This window comes from Dysosmobacter acutus (assembly GCF_018919205.1).
Taxonomy (GTDB): Bacteria; Bacillota; Clostridia; order Oscillospirales; family Oscillospiraceae; genus Oscillibacter; species Oscillibacter acutus.
On sequence record NZ_JAHLQN010000001.1, the window covers coordinates 386,851 to 405,487 of the forward strand.

Annotated in this window: 15 protein-coding genes; 3 read left to right on the forward strand and 12 right to left on the reverse strand. The window is 60.6% G+C overall.

Going from position 1 to position 18,637, the window contains the following annotated elements; all coding sequences use genetic code 11:
- The first annotated feature begins 7 nt into the window (after positions 1–7).
- A complete protein-coding gene (locus KQI82_RS01780) occupies positions 8–850 on the forward strand; it encodes a deoxyribonuclease IV (protein ID WP_216557878.1) in 843 nt (280 codons plus the stop codon).
- Positions 851–2,115: 1,265 nt separating this feature from the next.
- Here KQI82_RS01780 and KQI82_RS15840 read toward each other — a convergent pair.
- The 4 genes from KQI82_RS15840 to KQI82_RS01800 form a co-directional block, all read right to left on the reverse strand.
- Positions 2,116–4,809 (reverse strand): InlB B-repeat-containing protein, encoded by a 2,694-nt coding sequence (locus KQI82_RS15840; RefSeq protein ID WP_216557880.1) that lies wholly within the window; start codon positions 4,807–4,809, stop codon positions 2,116–2,118.
- Positions 4,810–4,880: 71 nt separating this feature from the next.
- Positions 4,881–5,024 carry a hypothetical protein gene (locus KQI82_RS01790; RefSeq protein ID WP_216557883.1) on the reverse strand — a complete coding sequence of 48 codons (144 nt, stop codon included), beginning with the start codon at positions 5,022–5,024 and terminating at the stop codon, positions 4,881–4,883.
- Positions 5,025–5,054: 30 nt separating this feature from the next.
- Entirely contained in the window at positions 5,055–6,476 is a 1,422-nt protein-coding gene (locus KQI82_RS01795) for an O-antigen ligase family protein (RefSeq protein WP_216557886.1), read from the reverse strand.
- The gene (locus KQI82_RS01800; RefSeq protein ID WP_216557889.1) at positions 6,367–6,894 is read right to left on the reverse strand and encodes a hypothetical protein; all 528 of its coding nucleotides are present in this window, start codon (positions 6,892–6,894) and stop codon (positions 6,367–6,369) included. The genes KQI82_RS01795 and KQI82_RS01800 overlap by 110 nt, the downstream gene beginning before the upstream one ends.
- Positions 6,895–7,114: 220 nt before the next feature.
- On the opposite strand from KQI82_RS01800, the gene KQI82_RS01805 reads away from it, so the two are divergent.
- Entirely contained in the window at positions 7,115–8,491 is a 1,377-nt protein-coding gene (locus tag KQI82_RS01805) for an MATE family efflux transporter (protein ID WP_241426587.1), read from the forward strand.
- Positions 8,492–8,531: 40 nt separating this feature from the next.
- Here the strand turns inward: KQI82_RS01805 and KQI82_RS01810 are convergent, their stop codons facing one another.
- From KQI82_RS01810 to KQI82_RS01820, 3 genes are all read right to left on the reverse strand, one after another.
- On the reverse strand, positions 8,532–9,377 hold the full coding sequence (locus KQI82_RS01810; protein ID WP_216557892.1) for a DNA/RNA non-specific endonuclease: 846 nt from the start codon (positions 9,375–9,377) through the stop codon (positions 8,532–8,534).
- Complete coding sequence (locus KQI82_RS01815) at positions 9,374–9,775, reverse strand: ribonuclease Z (protein WP_216557894.1); 402 nt, start codon at positions 9,773–9,775, stop codon at positions 9,374–9,376. Before KQI82_RS01815 ends, KQI82_RS01810 begins: the two co-directional genes overlap by 4 nt.
- A gap of 96 nt (positions 9,776–9,871) precedes the next feature.
- Positions 9,872–10,216 (reverse strand): winged helix-turn-helix transcriptional regulator, encoded by a 345-nt coding sequence (locus KQI82_RS01820; RefSeq protein ID WP_216633590.1) that lies wholly within the window; start codon positions 10,214–10,216, stop codon positions 9,872–9,874.
- A gap of 121 nt (positions 10,217–10,337) precedes the next feature.
- Between KQI82_RS01820 and KQI82_RS01825 the strand changes: the two genes are divergently transcribed.
- Positions 10,338–10,895, forward strand: a complete 558-nt coding sequence (locus KQI82_RS01825; protein ID WP_216557897.1) for a flavodoxin family protein — start codon at positions 10,338–10,340, stop codon at positions 10,893–10,895.
- Positions 10,896–11,093: 198 nt separating this feature from the next.
- Here the strand turns inward: KQI82_RS01825 and KQI82_RS01830 are convergent, their stop codons facing one another.
- From KQI82_RS01830 to KQI82_RS01850, 5 genes are all read right to left on the reverse strand, one after another.
- Positions 11,094–12,212 (reverse strand): alanine dehydrogenase, encoded by a 1,119-nt coding sequence (locus KQI82_RS01830; protein WP_216557900.1) that lies wholly within the window; start codon positions 12,210–12,212, stop codon positions 11,094–11,096.
- A gap of 142 nt (positions 12,213–12,354) precedes the next feature.
- Positions 12,355–13,914 carry an alanine/glycine:cation symporter family protein gene (locus tag KQI82_RS01835; RefSeq protein WP_216557903.1) on the reverse strand — a complete coding sequence of 520 codons (1,560 nt, stop codon included), beginning with the start codon at positions 13,912–13,914 and terminating at the stop codon, positions 12,355–12,357.
- A 30-nt stretch (positions 13,915–13,944) separates the two neighbouring features.
- Positions 13,945–15,219 carry a glycine/betaine/sarcosine/D-proline family reductase selenoprotein B gene (locus tag KQI82_RS01840; protein WP_216557906.1) on the reverse strand — a complete coding sequence of 425 codons (1,275 nt, stop codon included), beginning with the start codon at positions 15,217–15,219 and terminating at the stop codon, positions 13,945–13,947.
- A gap of 12 nt (positions 15,220–15,231) precedes the next feature.
- Positions 15,232–16,503, reverse strand: coding sequence for a glycine/sarcosine/betaine reductase component B subunit (locus KQI82_RS01845; RefSeq protein ID WP_216557909.1), 1,272 nt, complete (start codon positions 16,501–16,503; stop codon positions 15,232–15,234).
- A gap of 303 nt (positions 16,504–16,806) precedes the next feature.
- On the reverse strand, positions 16,807–18,267 hold the full coding sequence (locus KQI82_RS01850; RefSeq protein WP_216557912.1) for a sigma-54 interaction domain-containing protein: 1,461 nt from the start codon (positions 18,265–18,267) through the stop codon (positions 16,807–16,809).
- Between the last annotated feature and the right edge of the window lie 370 nt (positions 18,268–18,637).

The window sequence follows — 18,637 nt, forward strand, 5'->3', positions numbered from 1 at the left end:
GTTTTTTATGCTGCACATCGGCTGTCACCTCTCTTCCACCCGCGGCTTTGCCGCCATGGGCCGTCAGGCCCTGGCGCTTCAGGCCGACACCTTTCAGTTCTTCTCCCGCAATCCCCGGGGCAGCCGGGCCAAGGCCATGGACGCCGCCGACGCCTCGGCGCTGATGGAGCTGCTGCGATCCAACCGGTTCGCCCCCATTGTGGCCCATGCCCCCTATATTTTGAACCTCTGCTCCAACGACCCGGAAAAGCGGGCCTTTGCCGCCGAGACCATCGCCGACGACCTGTCCCGGATGGAGCTTCTGCCAGGCCAGCTCTACAACTTCCACCCCGGCAGCCACGTGGGCCAGGGGATCGACGTGGGCGTCAGGCAGATCGCCGACGGGCTCAACGCCATTTTAAAGCCGGATCAGTCCACCACTGTGCTGCTTGAGACCATGGCGGGCAAGGGGAGCGAGGTGGGCGGACGGTTCGAGGAGCTGCGCGCCATTTTGGACCGGGTGGAGCTGAAGGACAAGATGGGCGTGTGTCTTGACACCTGCCACGTCAGCGACGGCGGCTACGACATCATCCACAGCCTGGATGATGTGCTGCGCCAGTTCGATCAGGTGATCGGCCTGGACTACCTGCGGGCCATCCATCTCAACGACAGCAAAAACCCGCCCGGCAGCCGCAAGGACCGCCACGCCAGAATCGGCGAGGGCTCCATCGGCACGGAGGCCCTGGTGCGCATTGCCTCCCACCCTCTGCTGCGGGGGCTCCCCTTCTGCCTGGAGACGCCCAACGAGCTGCCCGGCTACGCCGAGGAGATCGCCCTGCTGCGTGCCAGGACGGCGGAGGCGGCGGAATGAAGCCGTTTTTTCTCCGTCTGACGGCGGCCGCGCTGTGCCTTGCCCTGCTGAGCGGCTGCGGACTGCTCCTGGACCCCTCCGCAGTCGACGGTCCCGCCGGCGGCTCCCAGCCCGTCTTCTCCTCCGCCCCCACCGCCTACGCCGACATGGTCTACCGCCGCTGCAGCGCCGAGGAGGGGGAGGCCCTTCTCTCAAACATTCGCGCCTATGCCAAGGAGGGTGGAACCCAGGAGGCTTTCAACCGTGACGACGATGCCCTTGTGGACTACCTCCACACCGTGGCCACCATGCGTGAGCTCATTGACCTCCAGTGCGCCTCAGACCCCACCGACCAGCGGGCGGCGGAGGAGAGCCTCTACTCCTCTCAGCTGTACCGGGATCTGAATGAGGGCTATTGGGAGGCCATGCACGCTTTGTCAGTGACCGGACATGGAAAGCTCCTGAAGGAGCACTATACTGCTCAGCAGATTCAGTGGTTCATCTCCTATGATGCGCCAAGCGCAGAAGAAGCGCTCTATGCCCGGGAGGACGCGCTGTGCCAGCGCTACCGCTCCCTGATGGCGGCGGAGCCTGTGGACGAGGAGGCGGTGGCCCAGGTCTTCCTTGAGCTGGTTGAGCTGCGCCGGGAGATCGCCGCCCAGGCGGGCTGCGACTCCTATGCCGACTACGCCTATGCGTCCCTCTACGTGCGCAGCTATACCCCCGCGGACAGCCAGATCCTCTGGCACTCCGCCCGGGAGTACTTTGCGCCGGACGCAGACAGCCATGCCCAGGACATCTATGAGCAGACGGAGTCCCTCTTCTCCACCGACCGCATCGACTGCGGCCCCGATGCTATCCTGGACGGCGTGGAGCGCTGCCTCAGCGGTCTTTCCGGAGAGTTAAGCGAATCCCTGTCTTTTCTGCGCTCCAACGGCCTCTATGACATCGCCCCCAGCGCCGCCAAGGCCGACACCGGCTACACCACCTATCTCTTTGCCTATGACGTGCCCTTCTTGTTCAACGCCCCCTCCTCCACCTACTACGACTACACCCAGTTCATCCACGAGTTCGGCCACTTCACCAACTACTACCTGACGGGCTGCGACCTGCTGTTCGGCATGGACGACAACGACTTGGGCGAGCTCCAGTCCCAGGGGATGGAGGCGCTGCTCCTTCCCCGGTACGAGGAGCTCTTCGGCGGCGTGGAGGGCGCGGCTATCCGCCGGGAGGCGCTTTTGAACCTCTTTTACAGCGTGGTGGACGGCGCGCTGTTCGATGAGTTTTTACAGCGCGTCTACGCGGAGGAGGCGCTGAGCCAGGAGCGGGTCAGTGAACTCTACGCCCAGGTCTGCCAGGCCTACGGCTACGCCAGCGCGCCCAACGGCTGGATGTATCTGGAGCACAACTTCCTCTACCCCTTTTACTACATCAGCTACGCCGTCTCCGCCATTTCCGCCCTGGAGCTTTACACCATGCTTCTGAGCGATCCGGATGAGGCGCTGAACGCCTATCTCACGGTAGAGGCCATGGACTGCTCCAAATGGTATTTTACCGACGCTCTGAAGGAGGCCGGCCTCAGCGATGTCTTTGACCCGGAAGCCTGCCGGCGCATCGCCGCCGCGGTAGACCTGTCCGCGTAGCGTCCGTCTCCATTTCTTGTCTGTGTTCCACCCCACAAAACCCAGGTCGTCGTTTCGTTCCGGGGTGGGCAGCGTCATCTTTGCGCCCAGGGCCACCGGGGTCTGCACCCGCCGTCCCTCCACCACAGTGGTGACAGTGGCAAAGGGCGCGGAGGTGGGTTCCCAGATGGCGAACACCTGGCGCGGCGCCTTGGAAAGGCCCGCGTATTTATAGATTCTTGCGCCCGGGAGGTAGGACTCTCCGGTGCCGTCGGCGCTGGTATTCCACTCCTTGAGGGTATAGCCCTCCCGGAAGACCATATCGCCGCCCGCAAGGCGCAGATCACCAAGGGAGGCGTAAGACACCATCAGCCGGAAGCCGTCGGCGGTGACGCCGCCGTTGAGATCCTGCACCGTCCTGGCGTGGGCGTCGGTGTTTTCCCCATCGTCCACCGCCCGGAAACAGGTGCGCAGCGTCCAGTCCTCCACCAGGTCTCCCGGCGCCACGGCAGGCCTGGGGGAAAATCCGCCGTCGGTATAAAAGCTGCCGAACCACCAGGCTAAGATCTGTCGGTCTCCCACCTGGCCGGGAAGGGTGAATCCTGCGGGCAGCGTTTCGGACACCGTGAGGAAGGTCTTGCCGTCAAAGCCGCCCCTGCCCGCCGTCATCCAGACGGAGGGCTGGGTGGAGTCCACGAAAAAGGCGTAAAACTCTGCGGCGCTCTCCCGCGCCGGGTCGATGACCGCGCCGTAGGGATACCAGGTGCCGGAGCCGTCAGCCTTTGTGTTCCAGCCGTCAAAGGCGTCGGTGTAGAAGGAGCGGGAGCGGCCGTAGGGCAGGGTATAGGTGCCGTCGGCGTTGGGCTTCAGCTCCGAGCAGTTGGTGGCGTTGTGAAGATGCACCGTAACAGCGCTCCACAGCGCGTACAGATACACGGGGCCGCCGGCGGAGAGGGCCGCGTCAAACTCCGCCCGGGTGACGGCGCTGCCGCTCCGGTCCAGTGCCCACCCCTGGAATTGATAGCCCGGACGGGTAAAGCCGTATGCGTCGGCGGGAAGGGAGTCGGTCTCCCTGGCCACAGCGCCGCCGCTCAGTGTGCCGCCGCTGCCGCAGCAGACGGCCCGGCGGTCCACCCAATGGGTATAGTAGGTCTTCAGGGTTCTTTCATAGGCGGATCCGGGGGCGTAGGCCCGGCCGGTGCCGTCGGGGAACTCCGTCCACCAGCCTAAGGTCTGGCCCGCCTTTGCAAAAACACTACCCGCCATCTTGTCGGGAGAGGATGCCTTTACCATCGTACCGCCGGAGGCGGAGGTCCCCCCATTGCCATGGAAGGTATAATACGGCTCAGTGCCCCATACGGCATAGAGCCTCTGTCCGGATGAAAGGGCATGCCGCTGCCCGCCCCAGAGGAGGTCTGTCACCACACCGGAAGAAGGCAGGGCATACTCTGCCTGATCCGTCCAGTCCGCCGCCTCCGGAAGCAGCGCGCCGCCGTCCTCTATGGCCGCGGTGCAGGCTCCCCGCCCATCGCCGGTGACGCTTTTGCCCCGGCCGTCCAATATCACAAAGCTGCCGCCAAAGTCGTCGCCCCAGATGGCGTACAGGTCCCGGCTTCCGGCAAAATCGGGCGCGGCGCCGCCGTTTGTGTAATAGGTCCCGCTGAGTCCGTTCTCGTCCGTGCTCCAGCCCAGGAAGGCGTGGCCCTCCCGCGCCGGCTCCGGCGCGCTGAGCAGCGCGCTGCCGTCGTATTCCGTTGAGAGGGTCTGGTCCGCCGTGGCGCCGTCCTCAAAATGGAAGGTAAACTCCGCCGCCGGACGGCGAATCTCTATCTCCCGCTCTCCTCCATAGGATGCGATGGACGCGCCGCCGCTGTATAACCGGTTTTGATATCCGCTCTTATCCGCGCCCGCGTTGGAGAGGTCCATCGCCCCCGTCACCTCCAGCGCCTTCGCGCCGCTGCCGCCCAAGGCCCGCAGGGCGCCGGGCATGGATACCCACAGATTCTCCGCCGCAATGGCCGGCGCGCCGGCGGAACCGACGACCGTTAAGGAGGCGCCGGGCGCAAAATCAAGATACAGCGCGCCGCCCGCCCGGACAGCCGCGCCGGACGTGCCGTCGATATAGACCTCACCGCTGATGTGCAGATTCAGGTCGCAGGCCGTCTCAATAGGCGCGCCGGTGTACTCCGCTGTCAGCGTCAGATCGGCGGCCTTGCCCGACCAGCCCGCCCCGGAGCTGTCCTGATAGGGAGAGAGGGAGGCGTCGATGGCCGTATCCCCCAGGCAGACCACTCCGGGGACAATGGATACCTTTTTCCCGGCACTGGTGCCGGAGATGGTGTAATTGCTTTTCCACACGGCATACAAATCCGCCGCAGCGCCCTCCGGCACGGTAAACGATTCCAGCGGGGGCCGCCCGGCGTCAGGCTTCAGCCCTCAAAGCTGTAATAGCCGGAGGAAAAGCCCTGGCTTGTCAGGTCCGCGTCCGATCCGGGCGCGGCGGACGCGGCGGCGACCGCCACCTTGCCGGCTCCCGCAGCCGTGACCGTACCTCCGCTGCCGTGGTAGATCACGCCGGTCTCCGGCCGCTCCGCCCAGACCGCCTAAAATATCTCCTTGGTGTAGGAGAGCCTGACCGAGGCGGTCTGCCCCGGCTGGTAGACCTTTGCCCCGTTGCTCCAGCCAAGGAATATCCCTCCGCTTTTTTCCGGCGCACCGATCATGCGGATATCCGCCGCCTGGCTCAGAGGCAGGTTCTGCCGCGCCGCCACGCGGCCGTCGGAGAGGAACAGCACCTCGCACTCTGTCAGCTCCCAGTAAACATACTCCTGGCCGCTGTATTCCGTCACCACTCGGGCTGTATCATCGGATGTTCCGGCCCGCAGAACCACGTTTGTACTCTGTTCATCATAGCCCTCGGCCGTTGGCAGCATGAGCGCGGCACAATTCAGGGCGGGAATGCCCGCCCCGCCGCTCCGGAGGCGGAGGATTCCCTTGGGAGCGCTTCCAAAGACCAGCATATTTGCCGTGACGGCGCTCTGCCCCTCCGCGCCGGTGACGCTCAGGCTGTAGGCCGGATCGGTGAGGTTGAAATCCACCCGGCCGGTGCTGAAGATGCCCGCTACGGACACCTCTCCCGCCGCCTGGATGGTGAGGTGGGTCAGCGTTGCGGAGATGGGCTCCCCGGTATAGGCGCTCTCCAGCGTCAGCCCGGTGGTGCCGTTATAGCTCCAGCCGATACCCGAAGCCCTCTCCCCAGGGCCTACGGTTTCACCGCCCACATTCAGTGTCTCTCCGGCGGCATCATAGGCTCGCTCCGACTGGGAAAAACTCTCCTCCGGCGCGTCGTTCCCCTTTGCCGACACGGGCATTGGCAGCAGTGACAGCAGCAGAACCAGCGCCAGGGCCGGGTCATAGCGCTCAAAGTAGCCCCCCACCCGGACAGACAGGGTGTCCGGCCCGCCGCCGAACCACAGGCGCTCCGGCACAATGGCCAAAACCTCTTTCCAGATATAGATCCGTCCGGAGCCGAAGCTGTCCTCCACACGGCCGTGGAGCAGGGCCGAAAGCTCCCCCGCCGTGGCGCCCAGGGCGTCTCCCGCAGTATACACCGCCGCCAGGCCCACACATACCAAGGCACAGGAGAGCAGGGCCAGCCGGCCCCGTTTCTCCCGGCACAGCACCGGCGGCAGGATCAGCGCAGCTCCTATCAGCGCCACATATCCGGCCGCCACCCGCATCCGCACCGCAAGCACGGCGCACAGCACCAGCGGGACCGTTAAAAGAAACCGCTTTCTCTCCCGGCCCCGGAAAAGCGCCAGCGCAAAGGCAGGGAGCACCGCGCACAGGAGCGCCGCCAGCAGGTCCGCATTTCCAATGGTGGTCAGGTACTGGCCGGAATAGGCCTTTCCGGCGTCAAAATAGCTGTAGCCGCCGGGATAGAGCCCGAAGGGATTGGCCCCGGTGAGCTGAATCAGCCCGACAACGGAGAGGATGCTCATGGACGCGCCCAACAGACAGAGCATCCACATCCTGGCCCGGCCAAATACGGACACCAGCAGGAAAGACGCGCAGTAGAGAGAGCGTGACAAAGCCCTCGTTCCTTGACATGCCCCACAGCGCCTCGCTCCGCCAGGGGGAGAGGAGCGTGGATAGCGCGCTCAGCAGCCAGAAAAGCACGATCAGCCTTTGTGGCGCCGAGGCGCCTTTCCACACCTGACGCGGCTTAGGGCAGCGCGCCTGGCCCAAAAGGGACATCTCTATCCCCAGCACGGCCATGGCCAGGACATATCCGCCGGTTAAAAACAGAAAACACCGAAATTTCTGTGCGGAAATGGTCTGGTAGTCCCCGGTGACCCACAGCGGGTACACCAGGGCCATCAGCCCCAGATACAGCGCGGTCAGCCGCTCCGGAAAGGGCGGCCTGAGTTTGATTCGTTTCATGGGCGCCTCAAAAAGTCCCTGCGGCCAGGGAGAATTTACCTTATTTCCATCATAGCTTCTTTTCTTCTCCTTTGCAATCGCCATTCCGGTTAAATCCACCGCATACTTTTAGTCCATTGTTACAAACAGCCCCCCTCCTTGCTTCCGCGCGAAAGCTGTAGTAGACTATAGGGAGCAAAACGTCCGTGTTGAACGGACAGCAGAGAGGGGAGGGGATGAAATGGCCGGACATGGCGCCGTGCTGATGACAGAGGGGCCCATCTGGAAACGGGTGCTCACCTTTGCGTTTCCCATCCTGCTGGGCAACCTCTTTCAGCAGCTCTACAATGTGGTGGACTCGCTGGTGGTTGGCAATTTCACCGGCAAGGCCGCGCTGGCGGCGGTCAGCTCCTCTTCCCACCTGATTCTGCTGCTGGTAGGGTTGATCTCCGGCATTTTCATCGGCGCGGGCGTGGTCATTGCCCGTTATTATGGCGCCGGGGCCATGGAGCAGGTCAGCACGGCCGTCCACACCACCGTGGCCTTTGCGCTGATTTCAGGCGTGGTGCTGACCGTCTGCGGCGTTGGACTCACCCCGTTTCTCTTACGGCTGATGGGCACGCCGGAAAACGTGCTGCCCAACTCCATTTTGTACTTTCGCATGTACTTCTCGGGTGTGCTGTTCATCGCGCTGTACAACACGGTCAACGGCATCCTCCAGGCCGTGGGGGACAGCCGCCATCCCCTGTACTTTCTGATCACCGCCGCAGTGCTCAACGCCGTTTTGGACCTGCTGTTTGTGGCAGGCCTCAACTGGGGCGTGGCCGGGGCGGGGGCCGCCACCGTCATCGCCCAGGGACTCAGCGCCCTTTTGGGGCTGCGGCACCTGCTGCGGGCAGAGAGACCTCACCGCCTGATTCCCCGGAACATCCGTCTGGACCGGCCCATGCTCCGGGAGATTCTGCAGACGGGGCTGCCCTCCGGGCTGCAGAGCTCCATCATCGCCCTGGCCAACACGGTGATGCAGTCCCACATCAACTCCTTTGGGGAGGACGCCATGGCCGGCTGCGGGTCCTACATGAAGATCGAGGGCTTTGCCTTTCTGCCGGTCACCATCTTTGCCATGGCCATGACCACCTTTATCAGCCAGAACTTAGGCGCCCGTCAATATGACCGGGCCAGGCGGGGCGCCCGGTTCGGCATGGCGGCCAGCATGCTTTTGTCGGAGCTCATCGGTGTGCTCATCTACTTTTTATCCCCATGGCTCATTGCCCTTTTCAACAGCGATCCGGCGGTGGTGGCCGTGGGCGTGGCCCAGGCCAGGACCATGGCGCCCTTCTACTTTCTGCTGGCCTTTTCCCACAGCGTCTCCGGCACGCTGCGGGGCGCGGGGCTGGCGGTGGTCCCCATGGGCGTGATGGTGGTGTGCTGGTGTGTGGTCCGGGTGAGCTACGTCACTTTGATCCTCCGTTTCTTCAACGACATCCGCTTTGTCTTCTGGGGCTACCCTCTCACCTGGAGTCTCAGCTGCATCGTCCTTGCCATCTACTTTTTAAAGGCCGACTGGCTTCACCATTTTGACCGGAGGGAACCTTCCGATCCGCCCGCAGACTCCTGAACCACAAAAAGGGACGGCTGAGCCGTCCCTTTTCTCTGTCTTACGGGTTGCACTGGCCGCAGGGCGTGTACCCCTGGGCTATCAGCGCCTCCCGGCTGCCTGTATAGGTCTGCTTGTTGCTCTTGTTCATGGAGGACACGCCGGAGCAGTCCGGGTTGTGGAACTTATGGGAGCTGGTGTTCAGGATGTAGGATACATCGGCCGCCCCGCCGCCACCCTGCTCTTCAGGGCAGCTTTCTCCGGTGGCATAGTCGATGTCCACTCCCGGCTGGCAGTTGTAGACATAGACGTTGAAGCAGACGCCGTCGCCGGAGTCCTCCACAGACCAGCCCTCCATCTGGACGCCGCGGGCCACCAGGTCTTCACCCTCAAAAATCGGAGTGACCCGGTAGAGGACATGGTGCTCCGTCTCCTTCACGTAGTCGGCCACCAGGTTTTCAAAGGGCAGCATGCCGTCCACGTTCATATAGCGGGTGCCGGTAATGAGATTTTGCTCATTGGCATTTTCCCCTGTCAGCTGATAGCCGATCAGGTGACAGCGGTTGTAGAGGTACTTGCCGTCCACGCAGTCGTACTTCACCGTCTGCCAGCCGCTGGGCTTCACGGAGCCGATGCTGCCCCTCTCCTCCGTGGGCATCAGGTCCGCCCCGACGCAGGCAAACGCCGGGCCGCACCGGCCCAGCGCGTCTAATTCGCCGTAGGTTTCAAAGGAGTCGGAGGTGATCTCCTCCGCCGTAAACTCCGGCTCGTTGTCGTTGAGGAGCACATAGGGCTCACCGGAAAACTCCGGGATGTCCCCCAGGGAAAACGACAGTTCCCGGGGCTGCGGGGCGCAGCCGGCCAATACCAGCAGCGCCAGAAAAACAGGCAGCAGCTTTTGTTTCATCGCACATAGACCTCCTCTGTGATCCGCTGGTGGGAGGAGCCTGCAAACTCCTCCCTGCAGGTCAGGTTCCAGCCGTCCAGAGAGAGGCTGAAAAAAACATCCGCGGGGTAGACCCGATTCCACCGATAGAGGATTACCTGCTCCACCCGGTCCGCAACGGGCCGAACATCCTGATCCTCCACAAAGCAGAACTCGCCTTCCCCCGCAAGGGACAAGCAGTCCTCATGTACCGTGATCTCCGCCCCGGCCGGAAACTGACCTTGGGAATACGCGTTCATCCAAAGCCGTCTTCCGGCACAGCGCCGGAGAATACGCGCCCGCAGCATGCGGTCCCGGCTCTGCCGCCGGGCATGGAACAGCATGCCGTTGTTGTCATCCACGCAGGCGATCAAAATCATCTCTTCCCGCTCCTTTCAGCCAGCGCACCGGCCACAGGATACTATAGCACACCTGTGCTCCGCAGAAAAGACGAGGTTCCCCAAAAGGGTCCCCCGCTATTCCCCAGTCAAAGGCAGCCCGACCATTCTGTTGTTTCCGCCCCACTGGCACATACAGTCCAAAACCGGAATCAGCGTTTTTCCTCTTTGCGAAAGGCTGTATTCCACTTTGGGCGGAATCTGTGGATATTCCGTCCGTACAATGAGCTGATCCCTTTCCAGTTCTTTTAAAGTGAGGCTGAGGGTCTTATGGGAAATTGTCCCTATTTTTCTTTTCAATTCATTGTATCGGATCACTTCACATTCCGATAACCAATACAAAATGATCATTTTGTATTTTCCACCTATGAGCGATAGCGTATAGCCAAAGTCCGTTTTATCAATCGGGGTTCCAACGGACATACAGGATTCTTTATCCAATAGGATACTCTCCTTTCAGATAGTATCTAACTTTAATGTGCGTACTTTGTTTTTACTTTATGTGTGCTACAATTATATCATAAAAACAGGGAGGTGTACTGATATGGCAAAAAAATTTGTTATTTTAAATGGAAGCCCCAGGGCAAACGGAAACACAAAGGCACTGATTCAAGCTTTCATGAAAGGTGCTGAGGCCGCAGGGAACGAGACCATCTGTTTTGATTTGCAGAAAATGAACATCCATGGCTGTCTGGGTTGTACCAAAGGCGGAAAAAATCCGGACAGCCCCTGTGTTCAAAAGGATGATATGGAGAAAATTTATCCCGCATATCAGGCTGCGGATGCTGTGGTTCTTGCCTCGCCCATGTACTATTGGGGAATCAGCGGACAGCTGAAATGTGCTTTTGACCGTTTATTTGCGGTGGCGGAAATTGATCCTCATTATGAAAATCCCAAAAAAGATTGTGTTCTGCTGATGGCGGCGGAGGGCGATACAGAAAGTAATTTCGCACCTGTAAAGGCATTTTATGAAGGACTGGTGTCTCATTTGGGCTGGAACAACTCAGGCATTGTCTATGCGGGCGGAAATATGGAAACAGGAGATATTTACAATCACCCGGAGCAGTTGGAACAGGCTGAGCAGTTGGGACTATCTATTTAAATCTCAGCAAGGAACACCTCCTCCGCCCGTCGGGCGGCTGTTCATAGCAGGCGCTGACATTGGCTCAACGATCCTTCCAAGGACCGGATACCCATCATATGAAAACCCTTTGGGTAAATCTGAAGAAACACGCCAAAAACCGCTCCGAACGGAGCGGTTTTTGGCGTGTGTGTATGACTCATGGGACCGGTGAGAGAGTTATTCCAGCCCCAGTGCCCTCTCAGGAGAGATATAGGGGCGGTCCTGCTTACGCCCGGTTTCTTCCAGTGTGAGCTGCCCCTGATAGAAGCACAGCCCGCGCCGCAGACCCGCGTCCTCACTCAACGCCCGGACCACGCCCTTATCCGCAATGGCCAGGGCATAGGGCAGAGTGGAGTTGCACAGCGCCACGGAGGCATCCCTGGGATAGGCCCCGGGGATGTTGCCCACGCAGTAGTGGAGCACGCCCTCCTCAGTATAGGTGGGGTCGGAGTGATAGGTGCAGCGGCAGGTCTCGATCGCGCCGCCCTCATCGCAGGCCACATCCACGATCATGGCGTCATCCTTCATCTGCCGGACCAGCTCCCGGGAGACCAGGTGGTCGGTACGCCACTTGGGCCACAGAATGCAGTTGATCAGAAGGTCGGTCTGCTTCACCAGCCGCTCGATGTTCTCCTGGTTGGACTGGACGAACTCCACATTGGGACCCAGCTTCATCTTGGCGTGCTCCAGGCTGTAATAGTCCACGTCCACCAGCGAAACCATGTTGCCGCAGCCGGCGGCCAGCTCCGCCGCGCCGATTCCAACGCAGCCGGCGCCGATGATGGTGACTCTTGGAGCGGAGAGCCCGTCTATCTTCGCGTAGAGACGTCCCCGTCCGCCGTTGGTGCTCTTGGCGTATTCACAGGCGGCCAGGAACCCGCCCTTGCCCGCGATCTCACTCATGGGGCGCAGCATGGGGAACTTTCCGGCCCGGTCGATCACATCCTCATAGGCGATGCCGGTGACGCCGGCCTCCAGACAGACATCGGTCTGCTCCCGGGAGCCGTTGGAGTGGATATAGGTGAAAACGATCAGGCCCCTGCGCATATAGGGGTACTCCTTCGGGAGTATCTCCTTGACCTTATAGACCATGTCCGCCCGCTCATAGGCCTCTTTGACATCCACTATCTCCGCGCCGGCGGCGGCATACTGTTCATTGGAAAAACCGCTGAGCAGTCCCGCGTTCCGCTCTATCAGGACGGTGTGGCCGTGGGCGCAGAGCTCCCTGACCGCGCTGGGAGAGGCGGCGACCCGCCCTTCATCCTTTTTGATCTCCTTCAAAACAGAAATGATCATAACGTATCTACCTCATCATTCTCAAAAATATGGCGTCTCCCGGACTGCCTCCCCGGCTCCCGTACGCGGGATATATCCGCGGACTCCTCCTCCGGCAGGGGACAGGGTTCAGAGCCGGGACACGGCCTTTTGACGGCGGAGCTTATTTGCTCTGCTTCAGCTCCCTGGCGCGCTGATCCCAATACTCCGCCTCCATGCCGATGGTCTCGGAGGTGAACTCACCGCCGCCGCTCTTTTCAAAGTGGCGGATCGCACGGCGAGCGTACTTATAGCCCACGATGAGCAGGGGGATGTTGATATAGACCACAGCGATGTTCAGGAAGTCGGACAGATACCAGATGTTGCCTAACTCCAGGCCGGCCAGAACGGCCAGTGTGCCGAAGGGGATGGCAAACAGTGTGCTGGCCAGACGGATGGCGTTGATAAATCTGCGGTCCTTGCGGATGCCGTTGGCGGAAATCTCAGCCAGAGAGACCTGGCCGATCAGGGTGGTGTAGGAGAACAGGCCATAGCTGAACGCTACCACGAAGCGGATGGCATCGTCTAAGAAGGTCCCGGGGAAGAGATAGGTGATGGACTCCAGGAAGGTACCGATGCCGGAAATCTTGATGGTGTTCCAATCCACGCCGGCCTCGCCGGTCCACAGCTGGGCAAGCACCACCACGAAACCGGTCATGGTGCAGATGATGATGGTGTCAAGAAACACGCCGATGGACTGGACGGCGCCCTGCTCACAGGGGTGCTCGTTCTCGGAAGTGGCGGCGAACATGGTGACGGTGCCCATGCCGGCCTCGTTGGACATCAGGCCGCGCTTCATGCCCTGGACCAGAGCCACGCCGAACAATCCGCCGAAGATAGCGTCGGGCTTGAACGCGCCCACGACCACGGAGGAGACGAACTGGGGGAAGTGGTGGATGTTGCACAGGGCGATGATCACCACCAGCAGCATATAGATGCAGCCCATGACGGGGACCAGCACGTCGGTGATCTTGGTGACGCGCTTGATGCCGCCGAAGATGATGAAGAAGGATCCTATGATGACCACTGCGGCCACCACATAGTACAGCACGGAGTCGCGACCGTACTGCACGTGGAACATGGCCTCAGCCATGGAGGAGACCGAGGTGAAGATGTAGAACACCTGAACAGGCTGGCACAGGACGGCGTAGAGCACTAACAGCACCGAGATGACCACAAGGACGGAGCGGTGGTTGCCCAGGGCTTTCTTGCCATAAAAGGCCATGCCGCCCACAAACTGGTCATCCTTTTTCTCCTTGAAGATCTGGGCCAAGGTGGACTCCACATAGGCGGTGGCCATGCCCAGGAAGGCGGAGAGCCACATCCAGAACAGGGCGCCGGGGCCGCCGATGGTGATGGCGCCGGTGACGCCCACGATGTTGCCCGGCCCCACGCGCATGGCGGAGCTGAGCAGGAAAGCGGTCATGGGGCTGAGGCCGTCCTTTGTCTTTTTCTTGCTGAACAGAACCTTCAGACCGCGCTTGAAGTGGCGGATCTGGATAAACCGGTTGTCGATGGTCAGATACAGGCCCAGGCCGATCAAAAGAAGAATCGCCAGGGAGAAGTCGCCCAGGATGGGGATGCTGCTATACCACTCCAAATTGGTGGGAAAGCTCCACAGCGTGTCGGTGATAGGGACGATGAACGCGAACGCGTCATTTACCATTTGAAATAGATGTTGCATACTTTCTCCTCCTTAACACATAACAGGCGGTCACGGCTGTGTGAGCAGCGACATGGCCCGCCGCACCAGGTCCAGCCGGAAGTTCGCTTCTTTCTCCTTGGAGAGAGAGGGGTCGCCCACGGGGTAGGGGATGGCAAAGGCGCCAAAGATGCGGGCGGCGCCGACGGTGTGGGAGATGGGAGTGATGGTGCACACATGGACGGCGGGAATCCCGGCCTTCTCGATCTGCTTGACAAGCGTTGCTCCGCAACGCGTGCAGGTCCCTCAGGTGCTGGTGAGGATGACGGCGTTCACATTGGCCTCAAGAAGCTCCTGGGCAATGTCGCGGCCCATGGAAGTGGCGGATGTGACCGAGGTGGAGTTGCCGGTGGTCACGAAGTAATATGGGTAGAGAGAGCCGATCTCCCCCCGGCGCTCCAGCTCCTTCAGCGCGTCCACAGGGGCCACCCGGTTGGGATCCTCGTTGGCATAGACGGGATCATAGCCGGCGTGGACAGAGAAGAACTTCCCGGGCTCCAGCCGGTCTATTTTGGAGATGTCGTACTTTTTATAGAACTTGGAGGTGGAGGCGGGAAGCCGGTCCGGATTCCCCACAGGGACGATGCCGCCGCTGGTGACCAGAGCGATCTTGGCCTTGCTCAGGTCGGGGACGGGGGCCGCGGGCTTCACCTTTTCATAGATGGAGATAGGGACCTCCGTCTCAAAGGGCGCGCCGCTGAGCTTTTTCAGAAGCATATCCACGGCCCGCTCGGCGCCGTTCCGCTCCCGGAAAAGATTGACGCGCTTTCCGCTGGCGAAATACCCCTCCTCGTTGGGCAGGCCGATGGGCTGGCCGCTGAGCAGCTTGTTGGCGAAGTCGGCCATCAGGGGGACGGCTTTTCGCATACCGGCGGCGGACTTCTCCACCTCCAGAATGTAGAGTTCCCGCTTATAGATCTCCACAGCAGGGTTTTCCCAATACATGGCGGAGAACGCCTTGATGCCCAGCTCCTTTTGCACATACTGGCAGATGTCGCCGCAGGCCATGCCGAAGCGGCCGGCGTTGAAGGCGGGACCGGCGATGAACAGGTCCACCTGCCGCCCCTCCAGCTGCTGGCGGACAAATGCCTTGACCTGATCGCCGTTTTCGGCGTAGTAGTTGTCTCCGCAGACCACGATTCCCTCCAGCCGGGCGTCCTTCAGCCGGGGCTGCAGGCCGATCGCCGCGCCGCAGAGTTCCTCTTTCCAGAAGGGCTTCTGATATGCCATGTCCTCGCCGCCAATGTTGGCAAAGAACTGGTTGGTATAATAAACGATGTTGTACATATCTCCACCTCCTCAGATCGTAATGGCGCTTAGATGGGTATTGCCCTGCAGGTTATGGCTGCCGATGATTCCGTGAATCTCCACCACAAGACTGCCGTCGGGCTGGATGGACTCGGAGTTGCCGCCGGTCACGTGTTCGATCGCGGTCAGCTCGCCGATTACCTTATCCATTTTAGGCAGCAGCAGCGTGGCGTTGCTGTTGCCGGTGGAAATGATGGCGTCCGCCTCTTTGACGCTGTCGGGCAGGGACTCGCTCATCCCATCCAGGCCGGCGTCCTCGTTGGTGATGATGACCGCCTTGATCCCGCTGTGCTCCATATTCCTGGCCACAAGCATCAGATCGGTGGTGGGATTGCCGAATCCCTCCTGAGAAACGACCACGCCCTCGGCGCCCAGCTCCCTGGCGTATTTGGTGGTCAGCATACAGTTGCGCAGCTTTTCCTTCAGGGTCACCATCAGGGGGTTGACCACCACGCCCATGAAATTCAGCTCTGTCCCATGCTTGGCAAAGCAGGCCTGGACCACGGCGTTGTTCTGGTGGTGATAGGTGGTGGTCTTCGAGCCGGGGGAGACGCAGTTGCCGCTGATCAGCGCGTCGTCCAAAAGCTCCAGCGGCGAGAGCATCATGGGCAGCATCAGCTTGGAGTCCCGCCCATAGTAATAGGTGTCATGGAGCAGACCCTGGCTCATGATCTGATCCACATAGACCACCTTAGGCAGAGAGGGGTGCTGGGCATACCGCTCGCCGACGGGCCCCCAGGTGTAGACCTCCTCGGTATAGTCGGCGTAGTCCAGGGCCAGCCTGCCAATGTGCTCCGCCAACCGGATCCCGGCCAGCCGGACCACCTCCTCATGCTCGTGGGGAGAGATGCCGTCCCGCTTGGTCAGCTCCATCACCACATTGTTGAGCTTGGAGAAAATGGTATAGTCGGCGGCGGGGCCGCTCATGTCGATCAGGCCCTCCTGAAACCCCACAATGGGTCCGGTGGACACCACGGCGCAGCCCTTCAGGGCGTAGGTGATACCGCTGCCCAGTTCCTGGGGCTCGTCAGTGGTGACACCGGAAAAGGTACCGCCCCCCACCTTGGCCCGGGGCTCGATCACATCCTTCACGGGGACGATCCGGACGGACTCTCCCGGGCGGGCGATGTGGAACACCACATCCTTCACGCGGGTATCCTTCATGACCTCTTCCTTCATTTCCTCTGTCCGGAGATACAGGACATGATCCCGAATCTCAGAACGTTCGGCAAAGGCGATGTCCCGGATTGCAATATTCCTCATATGTAGTTCCATATAAAAACACCCTTCTTTTTCGACTCCTCCACCAGGCGAGAACGTCTTCCCTCCTGTGGGGCCATGTGCCGTGACCGGGCGTGCACTCCCGGATGACTGCAGACAAAAATTATATAAGCAACTTGTGTGCCAAAAACGAGCCCTCCAACGTTGTGCATATTGCTAAATTTATTCCCGTTTAAACAGAGTAAAATTGTGCAAAAAAATATCGTGCGACAAAAAGCTGTCACTTTAATTGGAAAATGGTGACAGCTTTTTGTCGCACGAAAGAAAACCGACCAATATTCGTCGTCAGAGTTCAGGGACTTCCTTAAGCTGAGAGAGCTTGTAATTCAGTGTCTGCCGGGGGATGCGGAGCAGCGCGGCGGCGGCGGTCTTGTTCCCCTTGGCCAGCTGAAGAGCACGGCCGATCAACTCCCTCTCGGTCCGCTTCAGCGCCAGGTTCAGGTCCAGGCACTCCTCTGCGCCGTCTGTCAGATCCGGCAGCGGCGCAGGGGCCGGGGACACAGCGGCCCGGGGTACCTCGATCCGGCGGGACACAAGCTGATCCAGGTCCTCCTGCCAGACCTTTCGTACCCGGTAGTCCTGAAGGATATCATAGAGATAGATGGGCAGATGGTCGGTGCTCAGGGTATCTCCATCGCAGATATTCACCATGCTGTCGATCACATTTTTCATCTCTCGTATGTTGCCGTTCCAGCTGTACTGGAGAAAGAGGTCCTGAAGCTCCGCGGTAAGCCCGGTCACATTTTTATGATACAGCTGGCTGAACTGCTGGATATAGTAGGAAGTGAACCACTGGATGTCCTCCCCCCGCTCCCGCAGCGGGATCAGCTTGATCATGTTGGCCCCCAGACGGTAGAACAGGTCGCTGCGCAGCTTTTTCTGGCGGATGGCCTCCATGGGGTCTTCGTTCATGGCGGCGATCACCTTCACATCCACCTTTTTCTCCGTGTTGGAGCCCAAGGGGCGGAAGCTGCCGTCCTGCAGCACCCGGAGCAGCTTGCCCTGGACGCTGTACGGCATGGAGTTGAACTCATCCAGAAAGAGGATCCCGCCGTTGGCGGCCTCGAACAGGCCCTTGCGGTTCTCCGCCCCGGTGTAGGCCCCCTTCACGCTTCCGAACAGGGCGGACTCCATCAGCGCTTCGGGGACGGACGCACAGTTATGGGCCACCACCTTGGAGTAGGGCACATTGCAGGCGTGGATGATCGCCTGGGCAAAGAGCTCCTTGCCTGTCCCGGTTTCGCCATAGATGAAGATGGGGGCCTTGTTGGTGGCAAACATTTTGGCCCGGTGGATATTCTCCCGCATGACGGCGTTCTGGGTGAGGATCGAGTCGAAGGTGATCTGCTCCGGGTTCTGGTCGTCGGGATCGCCCTGTGCCTCCAGGTCCTTGATGGTGGTGATGTCCTTGTTCAGCTCAAAGACACCCAGAATCTTTCCGCGGGACATGATGGGAATGGTCACATTGTCGCTGAGAAAGCTCCGGCCTTTATAGTCGGTGTACCGCTGGCGGCGGCGGACGGTGACCTTTCCGGTGGACATGGTCCTTACGATAGAGCTGTGGTTTCTGGAGATGCCGGGGTAAACCTCAAAAAAATTACGGCCCAGATAGTCCTCCGGGTGATACCCCGGCTCCACGGTGCCGAAGGCGCTCTCAAATCGGGAATTGAACACAATGCGATAGTTGCGGTCCACCACCTGGAGCACATCCACATTGGACATCGCGTAGTCCTCAAACTTCAGCATGGTACTCCTCCTTGTCGACGATTTTGCCCTCCGGAGGCGTCGTCCTCCTGCTCTTGGAGACCGGGTGCGGCACGGGCAGCCGCCGCGTTCGGACATGCATTGGACTTTTTGAATATATCACAGCCACACCCCCCAGTCAACGGCAGCGGCCGCACCCGCAAAGTCCCGTGGGACGCGATGATCCGGTGCACCATATCCCGGGCAAAGTGCAGCTTGTCTCAGTTGGCGCTAAAAAAGAGCTTGGCGGAACGGTTTCGCCGCCGGAGCATGAATGGCGGAACCTGTGGCCCAGTCTATTTTCTCTCAGGAGCATGCAAAAAAAGCACCTGATTTCATACGAAATCAGGTGCTTTCTGGTTGCGGAGACACG